22 protein-coding genes are annotated in these 19,993 nt (G+C 62.6%); 12 read left to right on the forward strand and 10 right to left on the reverse strand.

The genetic code is table 11. The features are described from left to right. Positions 1-195 precede the first annotated feature (195 nt). From NKH33_RS29895 to NKH33_RS29910, 4 genes are all read left to right on the forward strand, one after another. Positions 196-357 carry a hypothetical protein gene (locus NKH33_RS29895; RefSeq protein ID WP_352501782.1) on the forward strand — a complete coding sequence of 54 codons (162 nt, stop codon included), beginning with the start codon at positions 196-198 and terminating at the stop codon, positions 355-357. A gap of 154 nt (positions 358-511) precedes the next feature. Continuing rightward, the gene (locus tag NKH33_RS29900) at positions 512-2,671 is read left to right on the forward strand and encodes a transglycosylase domain-containing protein (RefSeq protein ID WP_352471002.1); all 2,160 of its coding nucleotides are present in this window, start codon (positions 512-514) and stop codon (positions 2,669-2,671) included. 96 nt (positions 2,672-2,767) lie between these two features. Further along, complete coding sequence (locus tag NKH33_RS29905; protein ID WP_352471001.1) at positions 2,768-3,352, forward strand: DUF1214 domain-containing protein; 585 nt, start codon at positions 2,768-2,770, stop codon at positions 3,350-3,352. Then, a complete protein-coding gene (locus tag NKH33_RS29910) occupies positions 3,345-3,893 on the forward strand; it encodes a DUF1254 domain-containing protein (RefSeq protein WP_352922921.1) in 549 nt (182 codons plus the stop codon). Before NKH33_RS29905 ends, NKH33_RS29910 begins: the two co-directional genes overlap by 8 nt. A 14-nt stretch (positions 3,894-3,907) precedes the next feature. On the opposite strand, the gene NKH33_RS29915 is transcribed toward NKH33_RS29910, so the two are convergent. Beyond that, positions 3,908-4,093: a hypothetical protein gene (locus NKH33_RS29915; protein ID WP_292658434.1), complete on the reverse strand. Its 186-nt coding sequence runs from the start codon at positions 4,091-4,093 to the stop codon at positions 3,908-3,910. Between the two features lie 187 nt (positions 4,094-4,280). Between NKH33_RS29915 and NKH33_RS29920 the strand changes: the two genes are divergently transcribed. Next, positions 4,281-5,291 (forward strand): DUF2336 domain-containing protein, encoded by a 1,011-nt coding sequence (locus tag NKH33_RS29920; protein ID WP_352922923.1) that lies wholly within the window; start codon positions 4,281-4,283, stop codon positions 5,289-5,291. An 11-nt stretch (positions 5,292-5,302) separates the two neighbouring features. Here the strand turns inward: NKH33_RS29920 and NKH33_RS29925 are convergent, their stop codons facing one another. The 3 genes from NKH33_RS29925 to NKH33_RS29935 all read right to left on the reverse strand — a co-directional run bounded on the left by NKH33_RS29925 (position 5,303) and on the right by NKH33_RS29935 (position 8,238). After that, positions 5,303-5,650: a DUF1491 family protein gene (locus NKH33_RS29925; RefSeq protein WP_352922926.1), complete on the reverse strand. Its 348-nt coding sequence runs from the start codon at positions 5,648-5,650 to the stop codon at positions 5,303-5,305. A gap of 94 nt (positions 5,651-5,744) precedes the next feature. Further along, a complete protein-coding gene (locus NKH33_RS29930; protein WP_352683843.1) occupies positions 5,745-6,518 on the reverse strand; it encodes a peptidoglycan-binding domain-containing protein in 774 nt (257 codons plus the stop codon). Next, complete coding sequence (locus NKH33_RS29935; RefSeq protein ID WP_352922958.1) at positions 6,493-8,238, reverse strand: ATP-binding protein; 1,746 nt, start codon at positions 8,236-8,238, stop codon at positions 6,493-6,495. The genes NKH33_RS29930 and NKH33_RS29935 overlap by 26 nt, the downstream gene beginning before the upstream one ends. A 518-nt stretch (positions 8,239-8,756) precedes the next feature. On the opposite strand from NKH33_RS29935, the gene NKH33_RS29940 reads away from it, so the two are divergent. Together NKH33_RS29940 and NKH33_RS29945 are read left to right on the forward strand one after the other, a co-directional pair. Continuing rightward, the gene (locus NKH33_RS29940; RefSeq protein WP_352771680.1) at positions 8,757-9,125 is read left to right on the forward strand and encodes a DUF5330 domain-containing protein; all 369 of its coding nucleotides are present in this window, start codon (positions 8,757-8,759) and stop codon (positions 9,123-9,125) included. A 113-nt stretch (positions 9,126-9,238) separates the two neighbouring features. After that, positions 9,239-9,667, forward strand: coding sequence for a SufE family protein (locus NKH33_RS29945; RefSeq protein WP_023677843.1), 429 nt, complete (start codon positions 9,239-9,241; stop codon positions 9,665-9,667). Positions 9,668-9,770: 103 nt separating this feature from the next. Here the strand turns inward: NKH33_RS29945 and NKH33_RS29950 are convergent, their stop codons facing one another. Continuing rightward, positions 9,771-10,196, reverse strand: coding sequence for a Ros/MucR family transcriptional regulator (locus tag NKH33_RS29950; RefSeq protein WP_023677844.1), 426 nt, complete (start codon positions 10,194-10,196; stop codon positions 9,771-9,773). A gap of 674 nt (positions 10,197-10,870) precedes the next feature. Between NKH33_RS29950 and NKH33_RS29955 the strand changes: the two genes are divergently transcribed. From NKH33_RS29955 to NKH33_RS29965, 3 genes are all read left to right on the forward strand, one after another. Then, positions 10,871-12,982, forward strand: coding sequence for a S9 family peptidase (locus NKH33_RS29955; RefSeq protein ID WP_352922929.1), 2,112 nt, complete (start codon positions 10,871-10,873; stop codon positions 12,980-12,982). Positions 12,983-13,059: 77 nt separating this feature from the next. After that, on the forward strand, positions 13,060-13,686 hold the full coding sequence (locus NKH33_RS29960; protein WP_352871571.1) for a LysE family translocator: 627 nt from the start codon (positions 13,060-13,062) through the stop codon (positions 13,684-13,686). A gap of 144 nt (positions 13,687-13,830) precedes the next feature. Then, positions 13,831-14,214, forward strand: coding sequence for an SET domain-containing protein (locus tag NKH33_RS29965; RefSeq protein ID WP_352683839.1), 384 nt, complete (start codon positions 13,831-13,833; stop codon positions 14,212-14,214). Between the two features lie 11 nt (positions 14,215-14,225). Here the strand turns inward: NKH33_RS29965 and NKH33_RS29970 are convergent, their stop codons facing one another. The 4 genes from NKH33_RS29970 to NKH33_RS29985 all read right to left on the reverse strand — a co-directional run bounded on the left by NKH33_RS29970 (position 14,226) and on the right by NKH33_RS29985 (position 17,387). Continuing rightward, complete coding sequence (locus NKH33_RS29970) at positions 14,226-15,176, reverse strand: cytochrome c (protein WP_352922932.1); 951 nt, start codon at positions 15,174-15,176, stop codon at positions 14,226-14,228. 9 nt (positions 15,177-15,185) lie between these two features. Next, positions 15,186-15,629: a c-type cytochrome gene (locus tag NKH33_RS29975; protein WP_352449059.1), complete on the reverse strand. Its 444-nt coding sequence runs from the start codon at positions 15,627-15,629 to the stop codon at positions 15,186-15,188. A gap of 175 nt (positions 15,630-15,804) precedes the next feature. After that, positions 15,805-16,401, reverse strand: coding sequence for a superoxide dismutase (locus NKH33_RS29980; protein WP_023677850.1), 597 nt, complete (start codon positions 16,399-16,401; stop codon positions 15,805-15,807). A 107-nt stretch (positions 16,402-16,508) separates the two neighbouring features. Further along, positions 16,509-17,387 (reverse strand): branched-chain amino acid aminotransferase, encoded by an 879-nt coding sequence (locus NKH33_RS29985; protein WP_352470990.1) that lies wholly within the window; start codon positions 17,385-17,387, stop codon positions 16,509-16,511. Between the two features lie 151 nt (positions 17,388-17,538). On the opposite strand from NKH33_RS29985, the gene NKH33_RS29990 reads away from it, so the two are divergent. Further along, positions 17,539-18,201, forward strand: coding sequence for a haloacid dehalogenase type II (locus NKH33_RS29990; protein ID WP_352827015.1), 663 nt, complete (start codon positions 17,539-17,541; stop codon positions 18,199-18,201). A gap of 174 nt (positions 18,202-18,375) precedes the next feature. Further along, positions 18,376-19,200: a L,D-transpeptidase gene (locus NKH33_RS29995; RefSeq protein WP_352922934.1), complete on the forward strand. Its 825-nt coding sequence runs from the start codon at positions 18,376-18,378 to the stop codon at positions 19,198-19,200. A 355-nt stretch (positions 19,201-19,555) separates the two neighbouring features. On the opposite strand, the gene NKH33_RS30000 is transcribed toward NKH33_RS29995, so the two are convergent. Next, complete coding sequence (locus NKH33_RS30000; RefSeq protein WP_352743187.1) at positions 19,556-19,975, reverse strand: Ohr family peroxiredoxin; 420 nt, start codon at positions 19,973-19,975, stop codon at positions 19,556-19,558. Positions 19,976-19,993 lie beyond the last annotated feature (18 nt).

The following is a 19,993-nucleotide window of genomic DNA, read 5'->3' on the forward strand; positions in this document are numbered from 1 at the left end:
CGGCGCTGCAGGACGCGGGCTCCATTGCGGCGCTTCTGATCACGGCGGAAGCCATGATCACCGACGTTCCGGCGAAGGAAGCCGCTGCTTCGCCCGGCGGCATCGGCTATTGACCAGCCACTGCCGGAAACAAGCCTGAAAGACAGCCGCCGGGGTATCTTCCCCGGCGCGCACCATCGGCAAGGAGATCGATCAATGATCGCATTCGTCCCGAAGCCAAAGGCAGCGGCGAAAATCGAAGTGGCCGAGGAAAGCCGCTTCGATCGCATTCGCAGGCTTGCCGACAAGCACAGGAAAGCCAACGCCGGCATGATAGGCCGCGACCCGAAAAAGATCGCGGACAAGCGTCCCATGTGACGACTGCCAATGCTCGGCACCTCGCGCAAGCGCGGAACCTTCATCGCCCTTGTAGGCAGCGCCAAAATGGACGAATAGTCATAGCGGCGCGCCGCCGTGAAATTGCCGGCATGCGGTTTCTCAGTTGGCGGCATCGCCGCAGCCGGATCCTGGAATGGCCAGTCCTTTGGAACCACGCAAGAGAAGAGGTCCGATCGCCGCAAGGCTGCTGGCGGTGGATGCGTGGATTGATTCCTCGGTCTACGAAATCGGCTTCAGGGCGCGCCAGTTCTGGGAAGCGGCGACCATCTTCTCGCGGCGTTTCCGTGTCGACGGCTGGCGCCGCGGCCTGATCGAACTGTTGAGTGAAGGCTTTACGCTCGGTGCCGGCGGCATCGTCGTCCTTTTGGCGCTGGCCTTGCCGGCCTTCCAGATAACCGCCGGCGACTGGCGCACGCAAGGCGACTTCGCCGTCACCTTCCTCGACCGCTACGGCAACGAGATCGGCCAGCGCGGCATCATCCAGCGCGATTCGGTGCCGGTCGACGAGATGCCCGACCATGTCATCAAGGCGGTGCTGGCGACCGAAGACCGCCGTTTCTTCGACCATTACGGCATCGATGTGCTCGGCCTGTCGCGCGCCATATTCGAGAATGTGCGGGCAAATTCCGTCGTCCAGGGCGGCTCGAGCATCACCCAGCAGCTGGCCAAGAACCTGTTCCTGACCAATGAGCGGACATTCGAGCGCAAGATCAAGGAAGCCTTCCTGTCGCTGTGGCTCGAAGCCAATCTGTCGAAGAAGGAAATCCTGCAGCTTTACCTCGACCGCGCCTATATGGGCGGCGGCACCTTCGGCATCGAGGCGGCAGCCGATTTCTATTTCGGCAAGAGCGTCAAGGACCTGAACCTTGCCGAGGCGGCGATGCTGGCCGGCCTGTTCAAGGCGCCGACCAAATATGCGCCGCACATAAACCTGCCCGCCGCCCGGGCGCGGGCCAATGTGGTGCTGTCCAACCTGGTCGATTCCGGCTTCATGACCGAAGGCCAGGTGCTGCAGGCAAGATTACACCCGGCCGAAATCGTCGACCGCGGCGAGCAGAAGAGCCCCGACTACTACCTCGACTGGGCCTTCGACGAGGTCAAGAAGATCGCCGCCAAAGGCGGCCCGCACTCGCTTGTCGCCCACACCACCTTCGACGCCAACATCCAGAAGGCGGCCGAAGAATCGATGGAGTTCCACCTCCGCCAGTTCGGCAAGGAATACAACGTCACCGAGGGCGCCATCGTCGTCATCGAGACCAATGGCGCGGTCAGGGCGATCGTAGGCGGCCGCGACTACGGCGCCAGCCAGTTCAACCGCGCCACCAAAGCGCTTCGCCAGACCGGCTCCTCGTTCAAGCCCTATGTCTATGCGACGGCGATGGAGCATGGCTTCACGCCGGATTCGGTGGTTTCCGGCGGACCCATCTCCTGGGGCAGCTGGTCGCCCCACAATTACAATGGCGGGTCGGCCGGCAACGTCACGCTGATCACGGCGATGGCCAAATCGATCAACACGGTGCCGGTGCGGCTGGCCAAGGATTATCTCGGCATCAAGCCGATCAAGGCCATGGCCGAGGCGATGGGCGTCGAGTCGCCGCTGGAATCGCACAAGACCATGGTGCTCGGCACGTCGGGCATGACCGTGATGGACCAGGCGACGGGTTACAGCGTATTTGCCCAGAACGGCCTTGCCGGAACCCGGCACGGCGTCAGCCAACTCTTCACCCGTACCGGCGAGGTGGTCTACGACTTCGCCAAGGATGCGCCGCCGCCGCATCGGGTGCTGTCGGAGCAGGCGCTCAAATACATGAACACCATGCTGGCGGCGGTGCCGGTGATCGGCACTGCCCGGCGCGCGGCCCTTCCAAACATCGTCGTCGCCGGCAAGACCGGCACGACCCAGTCCTACCGCGATGCCTGGTTTGTCGGCTTTACCGGCAACTACACGGCCGCCGTCTGGCTCGGCAATGACGACTTCACCGCGACCAACAAGATGACCGGCGGCACGCTGCCGGCCATGGTGTGGCAGCGGCTGATGGTCTATGCGCACCAGAATATCGACCTCAGACCGATTCCCGGCCTCGATCACCCCTTCGTCGATGCCGAAATTGCCGCCAAGGCCGAGGAAGCGGAAAAGAAGAACGCCGAACAGGCAGCTGCCGATGCCGCCGCCGAGCGTCCGCCGGTGCTGTCCAGCCGGACCACCCAGACCCTGAAGGAACTGACCAGGCTGTTCCAGGCGGCACCCGTGCTCGACGCGCCCGCTGCACCGGAAACCCTCTCGGCGCTGTGACGCCCAATTGCGCGGGGCCGCTTGCCACAAGGCCCCGCGCCGCGATATCCCCGAGCGGCAATCTTTCAGTCCCGGCCTTCGGTTCCCTGCCTCCTCATGCTCAAGAACGCCTTCCTGACACTGCTTTCGCTTGCCATCGCCGTCGTCGGCGGTGGCGGCAGCGTCTGGTATGCACTGAAGCTGCAGGATGGCGTCGGCGCCATCAGGATCGGCCAATGGACCGCCTTCCCCGATATCGGCACGCCGACGGCAGATCCCTATTCGAAGGCCCGCGTGGCTCGCGAAGGCGTGCTGGCGCTCGGACAGGCGGAAGGACTGTCCTTCATAGCCGAGCGCGATTCCGGCGGCGAACAGCTCCAGCGGCAATGTGCCTACAAGATCGCGGGCGGCTTTCCCACCGCCCGGTTCTGGACGCTTTATGCCGCCGACCAGTCGCTTGGCGTGGTCGAGACCGGCAAGCCGAGGCCGGCTGCGCTGCAGTCCTATCAAGTGCTGCGCCAGGCCGACAATTCGGTGGTCATTTCCGTCGGCAGCCGCCCAGCGCCCGGCAACTGGCTGCTGACCAGCGGCGCCGGCAAGATGTACTTGGTGCTTACGTTCTACGACACGCCGATCGCCAGCAGCACCGGTCTCTCGGACGTCACGCTGCCACAAATCCAGAAGGTCGGCTGCAATGCGTAGCCTGCTGCATGCCGTGCTGCTCGGCCTGCTCGGCGCCGGCATCGTGCACATCATCGTGCTGCTGCTCGTCCCCGAGTTCTCCGAACGCGACGCCTGGTCGCGATTGGCCATGGCTTCGGATCTCTACAAGATGACCAGGCTCGACGCGGAAGCCGGCGGCGCGCCGGTGGTGAAATCGGTCGATCCGCTATTTTATGCGGCGGCATGCCGTTTCGATCTTGCCGAGGGGATGGTGCGGGTCAAGGCGCCGGGCAAGGTGCCGTTCTGGTCGATATCGGTCTATGACCGCGGCGGCCACAACATCTACTCGTTCAACGACCACAGCGCGACCGCAGGCATGCTCGACACCGTTGTGCTGACGCCGGCCCAGATGATCGAGGTCCGCAAGGATCTTCCCGAGGAACTGCAAGGGGCCATCTTCGTCGAGGCGCCGATAGAGGAAGGCGTATTCGTCATCCGTTCGTTCGTGCCCGACGACAGCTGGAAGCCGATCGTCTCGTGGTTTCTCGAACAGAGTTCCTGCGAACTGCAGGATTTTTAAGCCGGTTCCGATGCTCAGTGATGCGGTACCGGCAATGTTCCCGAAGGTCCCGGCTTGTCGGGGCCGGCCGGCCGCGTTTCGCCGGTCAGCGGCCGCTGTTCGTAGCGCACCCCGGGAAAGATGATCACTGCCGCCGGCGCGGTTTGTTGTGCTCGATTGGTTGCCGCCGTTCGCGGCACGAAAGACAGTACCATGCCCATGGTTCGCGTATTCCTCTCGGTTGCCCCGGAGCACAACGCAACGCCTCCATAGTCGATTAAGAAGGCAGTAGGTTAACGGAGCGCTAACGGATCGCCGCTAAATTGATCTTTGTTCTTGGGAAACGCGAAACCGGTACAGCCCGGCAGAGCGCTGTCCAGATCGTGTCGAGTGTCGGGCGTATCCTTCGTGTCAGCTTCGGATTTCAGGCAAATCGCAGCAGGAGCTGAATCGGGAAAGGCCGAAAGGCTGTTTCGCGCCGCGGTATCGGCGTTCTGCTCGCTCACCCGGCCTTCGCGCCGGGAGATCGCGCAGCTCGAAGACCTGACGCTGCCGCTTTTCGAGAATGTCTCGGTCGAATCGCGCCGCTACGTCGCGGCTGCCCTTTCCGAATGCGAATATGCACCCGCCGCGCTGGTGCGGCGGCTTTGCCAGGAGCGGGTCGACATCGCCGCTCCGCTGCTGATCCGCTCGCGCGCCCTCAGCGACGTCGACCTGATCGCGCTGATCGGACGTCACGGCCTGCCGCATGCCCGTGCCATTGCCCGCCGCAAGGATCTCAATCAGACGATCGCGGATCTCATCAAAGTGCTCGAAAGGCCGACGCTGGTGCGGTCGCAGCAGCAGCCGGAAACAACCGCCAAAGCCGCGTCCGAAAACGCCGAAGTGGTTGCGGGCGAGGTCAACAGGCAAGAGGCTTCCGATGCCGCTGAAACTGTACGCCGCCGGTTGCGATCCATGATGCGCGCCGAGAGCGGCGCTTCCATCAGTCCGTTCGTCGAGCCACAAACCTATGTCAATCTGCGCGAGACCGCGCTGACCGGCAATGCGGCATTCTTCCAGACAGCGCTCGCCGATGCGCTCGAAGTCGATTTTTCAACGGCGCGGACGCTCACCGCGAGCCACAATTACACACCGCTGCTGGCCGCCTTGCGGGCGCTCGACCTCAGCGAAGACAAGGCGTTCCTGATCACGGCCGCCATCTATCCGACCGAGTTTCCGCACCCGCAGGCGATCCGCATCTTCCTCGACCGCTACCGCCTGCTGCACCGCGACGCGGCGTTGGACAGGCTCCGCGGCTGGAAGGCCGAGACCGTGTCGAAAATCGTTCGCAAGCCTGAGCGCGTCGCCGCAAATGCCGACCTGCGCAAGCCGAACAGCGCCGATATGACCGCCACCCCAAAGGCGCGTCGCGTCTGAAGGGCTTGCCGTTAAGACGCCTTGACCGAGATAAGCTCCTCGACGGGAATGGCGCCCGCCTCGATCTCGACCACCCAGATATCCGGATCGAATCTCTTCTCGCGCTCCAGCCGCGCGTCGACGATGGCGGCATCGTCGCCTTCGCCAAGCAGGCTGAAAAAACGGTCGTCCGGCCTGGCTGAATCGTAACTCGTCTGCGGCGCCGGCCCGAACAGCGCCATCTCCCCTTGCCTGCCCCGCGCCAGCACGAAAACCGCGCCGGCTTCCGTCGCGCCGCGCTTGACCACGGCGGCAAAGCCGCCGGCGCTGAAAACCCGGCGCAACAGCGCCGACACCCACAGATCGGTGGTTACCCGCATGGAGAAGTCCTGGACATGCGGCGGTCCTTACAGCATTGGCCAGAAGACCGTAACCGGTCTTTGCGAGGCGATCGGCGAGCGGCCGTTTCGACCCTTAGTTGGTCAGGCCGATCTCGCGCATCTTGACGTAGACGATCTCGTCGGGCTCGCCGGTCTCCGGCAAGCCGAACAGCGCCTGGAATTCCTTGATCGCGGCCTTGGTGCGCGCGCCGACGACGCCATCCAATCGCATGTCGTCATTGCCGAACGCCTTCAGTCCGGCCTGGATCTTGACGATGCGGGGATCAGGTGTTTGCGCCACCGCATTCGCCGGTGCGGACGCTGGAATGGCGGTTGGAACAGCGGCCGTTTCGACCGGCCGCGGCACGGGATGCGGCACCACGGCTGCGGTCGTCGGCGTGGCACCCAGTTGATCCAGCAAAACGCTGTCGATCTCGCCGGAGGCATTTAATCCGACCTTCTGCTGATAGGCCTGGATGGCCTTGCGCGTATTCGGTCCGGGAATCCCGTCGACGGTGCCGGAATAGAAATCGAGATCCTTCAATATGCCCTGGACCTGCTCGACGACCGGGTCGCTCTTGATCGGCGCAGCGGCCGGACGCACGATATTGATGGTGGTTTCGGGCTCGTCGCTGTCCGCCCGGGGAAAGCGCTCGATACTCCTCGTGGCGAAAAACGCGCCGGCATGCGGAAAAGGCTGGTACCAAAGCGCGTTCGCCGAGACGTAGAACAGCGTCACCAGGAACGCGGTGGAGCCGCCGACCACAACAGGATTGCGCGAGATCAGGCTGCCCAGCGCCATCGCTCCGTGCTCGAAGGCATTGCCGCGGCGTTTGACCGCCCTAGGCTGTTTTGCGGAGCGACCCATTGCTCTCCCCTTTGCCACCGTCCGCCTTGGCTTTGACTGCGGACATCGGCACCACGCCGGCCTTCTCCGCCGAGCGGCCCGTCGGGCCGTTCACGGGAAGGCTGATCGTCACCGTGGTGCCCTCGCCCGGCATGCTTTCGATCGACATGGTGCCCTCGTGCAGCGCCACCAGCCCCTTCACCAGCGAAAGCCCGAGCCCGGTGCCTTCGAAACGGCGGGTATAGTCGTTCTGGATCTGCATGAACGGCTTGCCGAGATTGGCGAAATCTTCCTCGGCGATGCCGATGCCGGTGTCCCGGACCCAGAAATGCAGCCGCGAGCCGATGCGCTTGGCGCCGATGACGACATTGCCGCCTTCGGGCGTGAACTTGATCGCGTTAGAGACGAGATTGATCAGGATCTGCTGCACGGCGCGACGGTCGGCATTTATTTCGCCTGCGTCCGGCGCGATCTGGGCCTGCAGATCGATGGCCTTTGCCTCGGCTTGCAGGCGCATCATCGATTGGCACATCTCGACCGCTTCGCGGAAGCGGAACGGTTCCGGCTCGGTCGCGTAAGCGCCCGATTCGATCCGCGATACGTCGAGTATCGAGGTGACGACGGCAAGCAGGTGCTGGCCCGAATCCCTGACCAGCCCGACATATTCCTTCTGGCGCGGATCCTTGAAGCTGCCGAACATCTCGTGCAGCAACATGTCGGAAAAGCCGATGATGGCATTGAGCGGGGTGCGCAACTCATGGCTGACGACGGCAAGGAAGCGTCCTTTCGCCACCTCGGCGGAGGCAGCCGCTTCATTGGCAGCGGCAAGCTCCTGGCGCAGTCCGGCCAGTTCGTCGTTCTCGCGCAGAAGAAGCGTGAAGACAGTCTCCTGCCCCGGCGCGCGCATCATCTCGAGCGAGAACGGCCGGTAATTGTCGGCCGTCACGCCGCTGCTCTGCGGCAGCCGGACGCGAAGGTCGAGCCGGCGCGACAGGGTGCCATCGCGCATATCGGCCAGCGCACTGAGATACGGGACGCGGTCGGACAGATGGATGCGATCGAAAAGTCCGGTGCCGAAAAGCAGCTCCGGCGGCAGCCTCAGCATAGTGCGTGCCTTAGCCGAGACGTCCAGAACCTCGCCATGCGCAGCGATTCGCAGCACGACGGCGTCGATCAGGTCTTCGAGCCGGTGGCTGCCGGCCGGATCGAGTTGTGCGTTGGCGGCGCCGCGAAGTGGAGCGACACGCGGAATGAGCGTGAGTGCCCAGGCCAGCGGTACCAGCCAGTGCCATGCGGCGATTTCGGTCTGGCCGAGCGGCAAGACCGAACCGGCGAATGGCTGCAGCAAGACTGCGACCAGGGCCGATATGGCGCCCCAGATCACGGCACGGCGCGACTGGCCGATCCACCAGGCTTCAAACGGCAGCGCCACCGCAAGCAAGGCAACCGGCGAGGCCACACCGCCGGCGGCAGCGATAAGGGCACCGAGGGCAACGCTGCTGACGACCAAGGCGAGTTGGCCGGCCAGGGTCATCTTGCCCGAGGCCGCCACCAGCAGGGCGGCGAACCAGCAAAGGCCGAACGCCGCAAAAATCGCAGCCACAGTCAAGGCGGCGCCCATGCCCGACGTGACCAGCGTGACCGCTGCACCCGCGCTGAAGAAAGGAGCCGCCAGCATGACGCCAATGAACCGGCTGTGGCGGCGACGATCGCTCTGGCCGAGCACGGACGGATGAACCATCCGTTCGCAACCGGCGGCTATCGCGCCCGGCAACTCGGCGTATCTGGCCTTGATCGCACTCAACTCAACGCACCCGGTCGTGAACGGCCCTGCTTTGCAGGCGGCTTTTGTCGATCCGAAACTCGCATCCAGCGTTTAAGGAATGGATAAGGCTGGGCCGATCGTCCCCCGGCAGGCTGCAAATATCGGGATACCGGCGGGGAAAAACCGGGGCAATTGCCGCCATAGTAAACGGAGCGTTATCCACACCGCCCGCGCCTGCACCTGCGACCGAGGGCATCAAACTGTCGCCGATTAAGAAAATGACCACGAAAAACAATAGGTTGGATGGTTATTATTTGCTGAATAAAATCTGAGCCGTTCGAGGCAAATGAACTTCAAAACGCTTCGTTTCGAATCTGCCTAAAATTTAAGGAAAACTGTTGCTTTCGGGACAAGCCGTCCTTTGCGCGTCTGTGTCAGTATCGCGGTACAAGGGTCGTGCGGTTCGGATGCATGACGTCATAAAGGACAGACAGATGGGCTTTCTGATAAGAGCTGCTTTCTGGTTTTCGCTGGTGCTTCTGGCGCTGCCGCTGGGTGTCGGCGCCGATGATGCGGGCCGCGAAAGCGTCGGGCCGCTCCAGGCGCTGTTTGCGGCGCGCGAAGCCGTCGGCGATATCGCCGGCATCTGCGAGCGCAAGCCGGACGTGTGCGAGACCGGCAAATCGGCAATGCACACCATCACCGCCCGGGCCCGGGAGACCGCCAAGATCGCGGCTGCCATGCTGGACGACAAGGCCGCTGAACCCGATACAGTGACGACTACCGGCAGCGTGCCGGGGGAAATCGTCTTGCCGGCGAAAGTCGATCTGCCGGCGAAACTGCACTTGCCGGCGAAGAACTGAGACTGTTTCGGCCGAATTCATCGCCAGACCGCAAGGCTCCCCATGCCCGGCGCCTGCGGCGTTTCTCCTCTTTTTCCGTGACGTGGCAGCGCCGGATGATTATATCCGGGGGCATGACGACGACGATCCAGACCATCCGCGACGACTTTTCCCTGCTCGACGAGTGGGAAGACCGCTATCGCTATGTGATTGAACTGGGTGAAGCGCTGCCGCCGTTTCCCGACGAGCAACGCATACAAGCCAACAAGGTGCCCGGCTGCGTCAGCCAGGTCTGGCTGACCACCGAGCAAGGCGGGGGTGTCGACCCCGTTATCACCTTCAAGGGCGATTCCGACGCCCATATCGTGCGCGGCCTGGTCGCCATCATGCTGGCGCTATTTTCGGGACGGCCGGCCAGCGAAATCCAGAGGACCGACGCAGAGGCCACATTGAAGGCGCTCGGACTTGACGAGCACCTGTCGCCGCAGCGCGCCAATGGTCTTCGCTCGATGGTCAAGCGCATCAAGCGTGACGCCGAGGCAGCGTTGAAGCAGACCGCCTGACCGCACGGCAGTTGCCGGCAGCATGGCGGGTTCGACCTTGACCCCATAATACAAAACGGCGCCTGTAGGCGCCGTTTGAGTATCAAACCGGAAGAGCCGCTTGTCAGCGTCCCTTGCGCTTGCGGCCGAGACCCATCTTCTTGGCGAGCTGCGAACGGGCGGCCGCGTAATTGGGCGCAACCATCGGATAGCTTGGGTCCAGGTTCCACTTTTCACGATACTGGTCGGGCGTCAGATCATAGTGGGTCATCAAGTGACGCTTGAGCGACTTGAACTTCTTGCCGTCTTCGAGACAGATGATGTAGTCGTCATGCACCGACCGCTTCGGATTTACCGCCGGCTTCTGCTTGTCGGCAGGCGGCTGCTCGGCGGCCCCGCCGACACGCCCGAGAGCGGCATGAACATCGGCGATAAGGTTCGGCAGTTCGCCGACCGGTACGGGATTGTTGCTGACATAGGCAGCCACCACATCGGCGGTGAGCTCGATCAGCGCGTCACTGTTTCTGGAAGGTGTTTCGGTAATATCCATGGCGTTCAGGTCCCAACGAGAATTGTTTCTGTCTACGCCCTATTTTTGGCAGGCAGGGCATCGCGCGAACTTGTGCAGGAAAAAGCCTCCGCGATTCGCGTCGCGGCATCTTAATGAGCCTGGGCGTCAAGTAAGTCAATTCGCTTCTTGCGGTCTATTCAGCGATACAAGTCAAATATTCCTCATTCAGCTTCACTCTTTCGTGCAAAGTGTAACTTTGCCGTTTTTTCTGGTCAGACCAGCATCGACTGACGCGGCGGCAAGCAGCCATTACACAAACGGCAGCACGTAAATAGAGTTCGATGCTTGACCCTGCCGGCGGCATTACAGCCAGGGTGATCGGCGGATTCAGTAAAATCATAGGTTGCGAAGCGTTACTGTTGCTCGCGAGCCGTCGCCGGAGCGGTGCGCTGTGTCATTGAAATGGGGTAATGTATTTCCGTAGACCCAGCCATATCGGCCACTTGCCAAGCCGCGAAGGCAGTTGCATGAGATTGACCGGCACTGGCAGGGTCATCGCAGCGACGGCGAGAACCGCGGCAGTCCGAGAAGAAATATTCGTTATCCGCTCCTCCAGCCCGTCCTCTCGAGCCACCACGACGATAGATCATAGCCCTTGAACCCGCGCTCGGCGTGTTCATTCGCCATTCAAGTAGCTTCCACAGCGAGACGCAATGACCAGAACCCCAGTGTTTCCGACCGCCACGCCGCCGCAGCCGGAGAAGCGGCCGATCTTCGACACGCATCACGGCATAACGCGGACGGACGATTATGCCTGGCTGAGGGCCGCCAATTGGCAAGAGATGTTCAGGGATCCGTCCCTGCTCGACGGCCAAATCCGCGCCCACCTCGAAGCCGAGAATGCTTACCGGGCGGCGCTGATGGCCGATACCGTCCAACTGCAGAAGCAGCTTTTCGCGGAAATGAAGGGACGCATCAAGGAAGACGATTCTTCCGTGCCGATGAAGGACGGACCTTACGCCTACGGCTCCTCCTTCAAGCTTGGCGGCCAGCAGCCGCGTTATTTCCGCACGGCGCGTGACGGCGGCGACAAGCAGATATTGCTCGACGGCGATGCCGAGGCCGAGGGCAAGCCCTATTTCCGCCTGGGCGGCGTCGATCATTCGCACGACCACAGCAAGCTGCTCTGGGCCTTCGACGACAAGGGTTCCGAATTCTACACGCTGCGCGTCCGCGATCTGGCCGGCGGCAACGATCTGGCGGACAGGGTCCCGGACACCGGCGGTGGCGGTGTGTGGGATGCCGGCAATGACGGTTTTTTCTACACCCGCCTCGACCCCAACCACCGTCCTTCCAAAGTGCTGTTCCATGCGCTTGGCGACGGTCCTGAAAACGACCGGCTGATCTACGAGGAGACCGATCCCGGCTTTTTCATGGATGTCGGCGGCACGCGCTCCAACGAGTGGATCATGATCGGCATCAACGATCATGAGACCTCGGAATACCGCATCATGAGCGCCAACGATCCGTTCGCAGAGCCGAAGCTGGTTGCGGCGCGCCAGACCGGCCTGCAGTACGAACTCGAGGAAGGCGGCGACATCTTCTTCATCCTCACCAATGCCGACGGCGCCAAGGACTTCAAGATCATGACGGCGCCGGCCCACGATCCGGTGCGCGCCAACTGGCAGGAACTGGTGCCGCACGAAGCGGGCCGGCTGATCCTTTCGGTGATCGGCTTCAAGGACCACATGGTCCGGCTCGAGCGCAAGGAAGGCCTGCCGCGCATCGTCGTACGCGACCGCAAGAGCGGCGAGGAGCACCTGATCTCCTTCGACGAGGAAGCCTTCTCGCTCGGCCTGTCCGGCTCCTACGAATACGACACCGAGATCATGCGCTTTTCCTATTCGTCGATGACGACCCCGGCGCAGGTCTTCGATTACAACATGCGCACCCGCGAGCGGGTGCTGCTCAAGACCCAGGAAGTGCCGTCCGGCCACGACCCGGAGCACTACGTCACGCGCCGGCTGATGGCGCCTGCCGCCGACGGCGAACTGGTGCCGATCTCGCTCCTCCATCACCGCGACACACCGCTCGACGGGTCCGCCCCTTGCCTGCTTTACGGCTACGGCTCGTATGGCATCACCGTGCCGGCCGCGTTCAACACCAATCTGTTTTCGCTGGTCGACCGCGGCTTTGTCTACGCGATAGCCCATGTTCGCGGCGGCAAGGACAAGGGCTATGGCTGGTACGACGACGGCAAGCGGGTGAACAAGATGAACACGTTCACCGATTTTGTCGCTGCCGCCCACCACCTCGTCGCCGAACGCTATACGCAGCATGACCGCATCGTTGCGCAAGGCGGTTCGGCCGGCGGCATGCTGATGGGCGCGGTCGCCAACATGGCGCCGCAATGCTTCGGCGGAATCGTCGCCGAGGTTCCCTTCGTCGACGTGCTCTCCACCATGCTCGACGCCAGCTTGCCGCTGACGCCGCCGGAATGGCCGGAATGGGGCAATCCGATCGCGTCGGCGGAGGATTACCGGACCATCGCCGCCTACTCGCCCTACGACAATGTCGCCGCACTCGACTATCCGCCGATCCTGGCACTGGCCGGCCTGACCGACCCGCGCGTCACCTATTGGGAGCCGGCCAAATGGGTGGCGCGGCTGCGCGACCGCAAGACGGGTGAAAATCCGGTGCTGTTCAAGATCAACCTGGATTCAGGCCATGCCGGCGCCTCCGGCCGGTTTTCAAGACTGGAGGAAATCGCCTTCACCTACGCCTTCGCGCTCAAGGTGACAGGCAAGGCCGAGCTTGCGGCGTGAACATCGGCGGATGAGCGGTCATTGCCTTCCGTTCCGCGACGTGGCTTCATTGGCGGTGAGAGTTGCGGAGCCCACCAATGATCGATCTCGCCACGTTGATAGCTTATGTCGCGGTTGTGCTTGGCTTTGTCTTCATCCCGGGTCCGGCCACCCTTCTGACCGTGGCGCGGGCTACTAGTTCCGGAACCAGGGTTGGCATCGCGACCGGCGCGGGGATCGCGGCCGGCGACGTGGTTCACACCTTCATGGCGATCGTCGGCATTTCGGCGATCATTGCCACGTCGGCGGCGCTTTTCAGCATCGTGAAGTACATCGGCGCAGCCTACCTCATTTATCTCGGCATTCGCGCGATCATCGAGAAAACGCCGGCCTATCCGGCCGCCGGCGCACTCGCGATCCCCGCTGCCAAAGCATTTCGGCAGGCTGTTTTGACCGAGGTTCTCAATCCCAAGACCGCGCTTTTCTTCCTCGCATTTCTTCCGCAGTTCGTGCGGCCTGAAAACGGATCGGTGATGCTTCAACTGGCGATATTGGGCGTCATCTTTGTTCTGTTGGGCCTCGCCAGCACGGTGGTTTTCGCCGTGGGTGCGGGCGGCCTCGGTGCATTCCTGCGCCGAAACCCGACGGTGCTGAGATGGCAAGGCAAGGCTGTCGGCGGCATCTATTGCGCCTTGGGCATCCGGCTGGCGCTGCAACAGCGCTAGGGTCTCGACAAGCGACGCCGTATGAGGCTTCGGATACTAGGCAGGCACAGTTGATTTTCCGCTCGCAATTGCAAGGGCCGCGCGCTACCCAGTGCGCGGCCTTTTCACGGTCGCCGCCAACACTCAATCACGCAGGGATCTGCCATGTTGCTCGTCGATGTCTATCTCGACAAATCGCCCATCCAGGGCATCGGCGTCTTTGCCAAGAACCACATTGCCCGCGGCACGCTGGTCTGGAAGCTCGACCCTAAATACGACCGGCGCATCGAGGTGGAGACCTATGAGCGGGAAACCGGGCCGGTCAAAGCCTATCTCGACCGCTACGCCTATCCGGACCGGCGCGACCCGAACTACATCGTCTTCGAGGCCGACGATGCGCGCTACATGAACCATGCCGACGACCCGAATTGCGACGTCTCGCAACCGGAGGAGACCTATGCCTTGCGCGACATTGCGCCCGGCGAGGAAATGACCTGCGACTACAATCACTTCTTCGAAACCGGCTTCGACTTTCTCGGCGACCGCTGACGCAACAGCTGTCAGCTCGCCGGCTTCTTGCGCGCCGGATAGCCGTTGGGATGCGGCGGCACGGCTTTCAGGTAGGCGGCGATCGCCGAGCGGTCCTCCGAGGTCAGCACGGCCATGTTCCGCTGCACGTCGACCATAGCGCCGCCGACCGTATCGAAATCCGGCGTAACGCCGGTTTCGAGATAGTTGGCGATGTCGGCTTCGGACCAGTCGGCGATGCCGCCCTCGCCCGACGTGATGTTCGGCACGATGCCGCTGCCTTCGGCGGCGGCCGCACCTGCCAGCCATTGGCTCTTGCTGGTGCCGCCGGCAAGATCCCGCGGCGTGTGGCATTCGCCGCAATGGCCGGGGCCTTCGACCAGATAGCGGCCTGTCAACACCGGATCCGGTGTGCCGTCGGGAAAGGAAACGACCGGCTGGTCACTCAAATAGAGCAGCTTCCACAAGCCAAGACCGCGTCGGACGTTGAAGGGAAATGCCAGCGAATTGGCGGGCGCCTTGCCGGCGACCGCGGGTAACGTCTTCAGGAATGCATAGAGATCGGCAATGTCGGCCGGCTTCATGCGCGCGTAGGAAGCATAGGGAAATGCCGGATAGAGATGCTCGCCCGACGGCGACACGCCCTTCAGCATGGCGTTGGCAAGATCCTCGACCGACCAGGCGCCGATGCCGTCCCTGGTATCCTGCGATATGTTCGGCGGCACGAAGCTGCCGAACGGCGTCTTGAGCTCAAGGCCGCCGACCAGCCGAAGGCGGGCGTCGCCTTGCGAGCCGGGCTTGGCATGACAGGATGTGCAGCCGCCGGCGTAGAAGATGCGCTTGCCCCTGGCGGCGTCGCCGGGACCAAGCTCAGCCAGCGTTGCGGCATCGAGCCTGACCGGAGCCGACAGCAACCAGCCGGCAATCGCGGCCGCGCCGCCCAGAACGAGGGCGGCGCCGACAAATTTCTTCAGCAAGCGCATTGCCCGCTATCAGCCTTTTTTTACCCGGTAGTTTTGATGGCAGTTGCCGCAGCCGCCGCCAATGGTGTTGAACTGCGCCTTCAACGCGTCGGCATCCGCAGGTGCTGCGGCGACCGCCGCCTTGACGTCGGCGAGGTACTTGCCTTCAGCCGTCTTGAAGCCGGCCATGTCCTGCCAGATTTTTGGGGACGCCGTGGTGTCGCCGGTGTCGCTGCCGGCCGGGAAAAGCGTGTCGACGCCGGCATGGAATTTCTCGGCATTGACCTGCAGTGCCTGCAACGCCGTCAGCACCGAAGCTGCGTCGTAGGGCGTCTCGCCCTTGACCACTTTCGACAAGCCGGCGGCGATCTTGCCACGTTCCTTCATCAGGGCCTGCCGGTCGGCTACCGGGTCGGCAAATGCCGCCGAACCAGCGAAGGCGAGCATCGAGATGGCGAGGATAAGCTTTCTCATTCACTTGGCTCCATGTTGAAGGCAGTTCAGGATGCGGTCCCACCCCGATGACAAACGGCAAGGATGGCTTAAAAATTCCGACGCTTCGCCTCACGCTTGCGTGAAATTTTTCCAGCTGTCGTTCTGATGCTGAAAAAGAAAAGCCCCGGTTCTGCCGGGGCTTTTCTGGAACGGATCAGGCCTTTTCGTAGAGCTCGAGCACATAGTCCCAGTTGATGAGACTGTCGACGAAGGCTTCGAGATATTTCGGCCGGGCGTTGCGATAATCGATGTAATAGGAATGTTCCCAGACATCGACGCCGAGGATCGGCGTCGCGCCATGGACGAGCGGGTTCTCGCCATTCGGCGTCTTCGAGATCGCCAGCTTGCCGTCCTTGACCGAGACCCAGGCCCAGCCCGAACCGAACTGGGTGGTGCCGGCGGCGATGAAGTCGGCCTTGAACTTGTCATAGCCACCAAGATCGCTGTCGACCGCCTTTTGCAATGCGCCCGGCAGCTTGTTGCCACCGCCGCCCTTCTTCATCCATTTCCAGAAATGGATGTGATTGTAGTGCTGGGCGGCATTGTTGAAGAGGCCCGCATTCTTGCCGAAGGACTGTTTGACGGCCTCTTCGACCGACAAATCGCCCATGCCCGCCTCGGCGGCCAGCTTGTTGCCGTTGTCGACATAGGCCTTGTGGTGCTTGTCGTGATGATATTCCAGCGTTTCCTTGGACATATAAGGCTGCAAAGCCTCGTAATCATAGGGCAAGGCGGGCAATTCAAAAGCCATCGGTCGTACTCCCTCGTGGAAAAATCCGGTGTCGATACCGGACTAACATAGGACTGGATTGGTCTGGAACAACTCCGGAAACGAAGCGCCGGCCGCTTTTTAGCGGGTCAGCCGGGCGAAGTCGAATGCGCCCATTCCCAATAGAGTTCGCGCGCCTTCTTGGCCACCGGTCCGGGCTGCAGATTGCGATCCTCGATACGGGTGACCGGCACGACTTTCGAGTGGTTTCCGGTCGAGAAGATTTCGTCCGCCTCCAGGAAGTCGCGGATCGACAGCGTCTTTTCTGTCGTCGTGAACCCGTATTCGCCAAGCAGGGCCATGGTGCGCGCGCGGGTGATGCCGGAAAGGAAGGTGCCGTTCGGCGCCGGCGTCAGGACATGGCCGTCCTTGACCAGAAAAATATTCGACGTGCCGGTCTCGGCGACATTGCCCAGCATGTCGAGCACGAGCGCATTGTCGAAGCCGCGCATCTTGGCTTCGAGGATGGCCCGGCCGTTGTTGGGATAAAGGCAGCCGGCCTTGGCATTGGTCGGCATGGTTTCGATGGTCGGGCGCCGGAACGGCGACACCGTCACCGAAAAACCCGCCGGCGAGATCATCGGCGATTCATAGAGGCAAAGGCAAAAACGCGTCGAGGCCGGGTCGGCCGGCACGCCCATATAGCCGCCATGCTCGGCCCAATACATCGGCCTGATGTAGACCGCCGTCTTGCCGTCGAACTTCTTCAGCCCGTCCCAGGTCAGCCCGACGATCCTGTCGGTGCTCATCGTCGGCTTCAGGCCGAGCGCGATCGCCGAGGCATTTACCCGCGCTGCATGGCGATCGAGATCGGGAGCGACGCCCTCGAACCAGCGGGCGCCGTCGAACACGCTGGTGCCGAGCCACATGGCGTGGCTGCGCGGCCCGAGAATGGCAACATTGCCCTCGTACCAGTCGCCGTCGACGAAGGTCCATGTCGCGGATTGCGCCGCAGTCGCCAGTGTCATTGCCAGGTTCCGTTCGATGCTTGTTGCGGCGCATTGGAAGATGCTTTGGCGGCCGCCGTCAACCGGCTTGGCTGAGATTTGTTGAGGCCAGCGGGCTGGCGGACTGCAATCAGCGCTTGCGCCTTGCCTTACGCGGCCTCAAAACTGTCGAATGCAGTTCGCGGCTTACGTTTTCGACGCCTATGGCACGCTGTTCGACGTGCATGCGGCCGTGCGCCGTCACGCCGACCAGATCGGGCCGGACGGCCAGTTGCTGTCCGATATCTGGCGCGCCAAGCAGCTGGAATATTCCTGGGTCAGGACGCTGATGGGGGCCTACGCCGATTTCTGGCAGCTCACCGAGCAGGCGCTCGACTTCGCCCTGCGCAAGGTTCCATCCGCGGATGCCGGGCTGAGGGCGAAGCTGCTCGAGGCTTATTGGCGGCTGGACTGCTATCCGGAGGTGCCGGCCGTGCTCAAGGCGCTCAAGGCATCGGGAGCAAGGCTGGCGATCCTGTCCAACGGTTCGCCTGAGATGCTGGAAGCGGCCGTCAAATCCGCCGCGCTCGACCAGGTCCTGGACGACGTCTTTTCCGTCGACAGCGTCAGGCGCTTCAAGACCGATCCGTCGGTCTACGACATGGTCACCACGGGCTGGCGCCTCTATCCGGGCGCTGTCTCTTTCCAGTCATCCAACCGCTGGGACGTCGCCGGCGCCACCAAATTCGGCTTCAGGACGGTGTGGATCAACCGCGCCAATCAGCCAGAGGAATACCGGGATTTTCCACCGGCCCTGATCCTGCCGTCCCTTGAAGGTCTGGTCGCCGGGGGGTGACACCGGAAATGTTGCGTCGGCGCAACAGTGACGATCCAGTCACAGCTTTGCCTTTGTTTGTCCACCCTGCGGCCAGAATTGGAACCGCCTATCGCGCCGGGCATTGCTCGGACAACCGCGCGCAACCGGGCGCATTCATGCTTTGTTGCGATTTGAGACTTAAAAAAGGCAATCATGTTCACACCCCAATCGTCCTCTCTGCGCCTTAGCCGTCGCGGTTTCCTCAACGCAGCAGCCCTTGGCGCCGCCTCGGTCGCGGTCTCCAGTTGCACCACGCTGTCGCAACAACCGGTCGAGCCGCCGCCGCCGACCTATGTCGAGCCGGCGCTCGGCGACTATGTGACGATGTATGGGCCGATGTCGGATGGCGGCTTCGAGCTGCCGGCCATACCGGTCGACAAGATCGACCCGCAGTTCCTGCGCCAGATCGTTGACGATCCGACCGGGCAGCAGCCGGGCACCATCGTCGTCGACACCACCAATCACTTCCTCTATCTGGTGCGCCCGGGCGGCCAGGCGATCCGCTACGGTGTCGGCCTCGGCCGCGCCGGCTTCGAATGGTCGGGCGATGCGGTGGTCCAATGGAAGCAGAAATGGCCGAAATGGACGCCGCCGGACGACATGATAGCGCGGCAGCCGGAGTTGAGACCCTACAGCGCCGAGAATGGCGGCATGCCCGGTGGGCTCAAGAACCCGCTTGGCGCGCGGGCGCTCTATCTCTTCCAGGGCAACCAGGACACGCTCTACCGCTTGCACGGTTCGCCGGAATGGCGGTCGATCGGCAAGTCGGTGTCGTCGGGCTGTGTTCGCCTGATGAACCAGGACATTATCGATCTCTACGACCGAGTGCCGAACAAGACCCCGGTCGTGGTGACGGCCGACATCGGCCAGCCGATGGTGGCCACAGCAAACCGCAAAGCCATCCCGATCGACGCCGGCGTGCCGGAAGGGTCGATCCTGCTCGGCCCGGTCAAGGCGATCACAGACTCGATCTTCTGAGCTGACGGAAGCGCGGAGGCGGGATTGCTCACGGCTCCTGCTGGTTTTGCCGAGCGTCGGCTTGCCCGTTCCGGTGCCCGCCTTTGGATTTGACGCTTTCGTTGAGCAGCGGATTTTGCCGCGCCGTGTGCAGACGCCGCCGGTGACAGCTCATGAGCCAGAGCGGACATTTCGCGCTCAGAAGGGATTATCACGGTGACCGGGGATACCCCTCCTGTCATCCTGACCGTATTTGTGCTGGATGCCCTCTCACAGGTGCGATGCCGTGGCAGGTTTTTGTAGACCTTGGCGAGAAGGAATGATCCAAAATGTAACCCTGGCCATGCCAATTGCTTCAACGATCGATGCAATCCACTCAGAGCAGGTTGATCGCAATTTGCACGTTGCCGCGCGTCGCTTTCGAGTACGGACAAATGTCGTGCGCCTCGTCGATCAGGGCTCGTGCGGTATTGTACTCCACGCCAGGCAGGCTGACGTTGAGCCGAGTGCTGAGAGAGTAGCCGTCGTCCCCGAGATTCAGATCAACCTCGGCATCGATTCTCACTCCGGCCGGCAGCGTAATTTTTTGTTCGTGAGCCACAGACGCAACCGCGCTTGCGAAGCTGGCCGACCAGCCGGCTGCAAGCAGTTGCTCCGGGTTGGTGCCGATGCGCGCCGATCCGGGTATGGAAAGCCTGATGTCCAGAAGGCCATCAGAGCTGCGCGAGGCGCCATTCTCGCGGCCACCTGTGGTTGCGGTCCTGGCCGTGTAAACAACCCTTGCGATCGGGTTCATAGGCATTCTTTTGGTGGT

Origin of the sequence: Mesorhizobium sp. M1182 (assembly GCF_040318335.1) — a bacterium.
Taxonomy (GTDB): domain Bacteria; phylum Pseudomonadota; class Alphaproteobacteria; order Rhizobiales; family Rhizobiaceae; genus Mesorhizobium.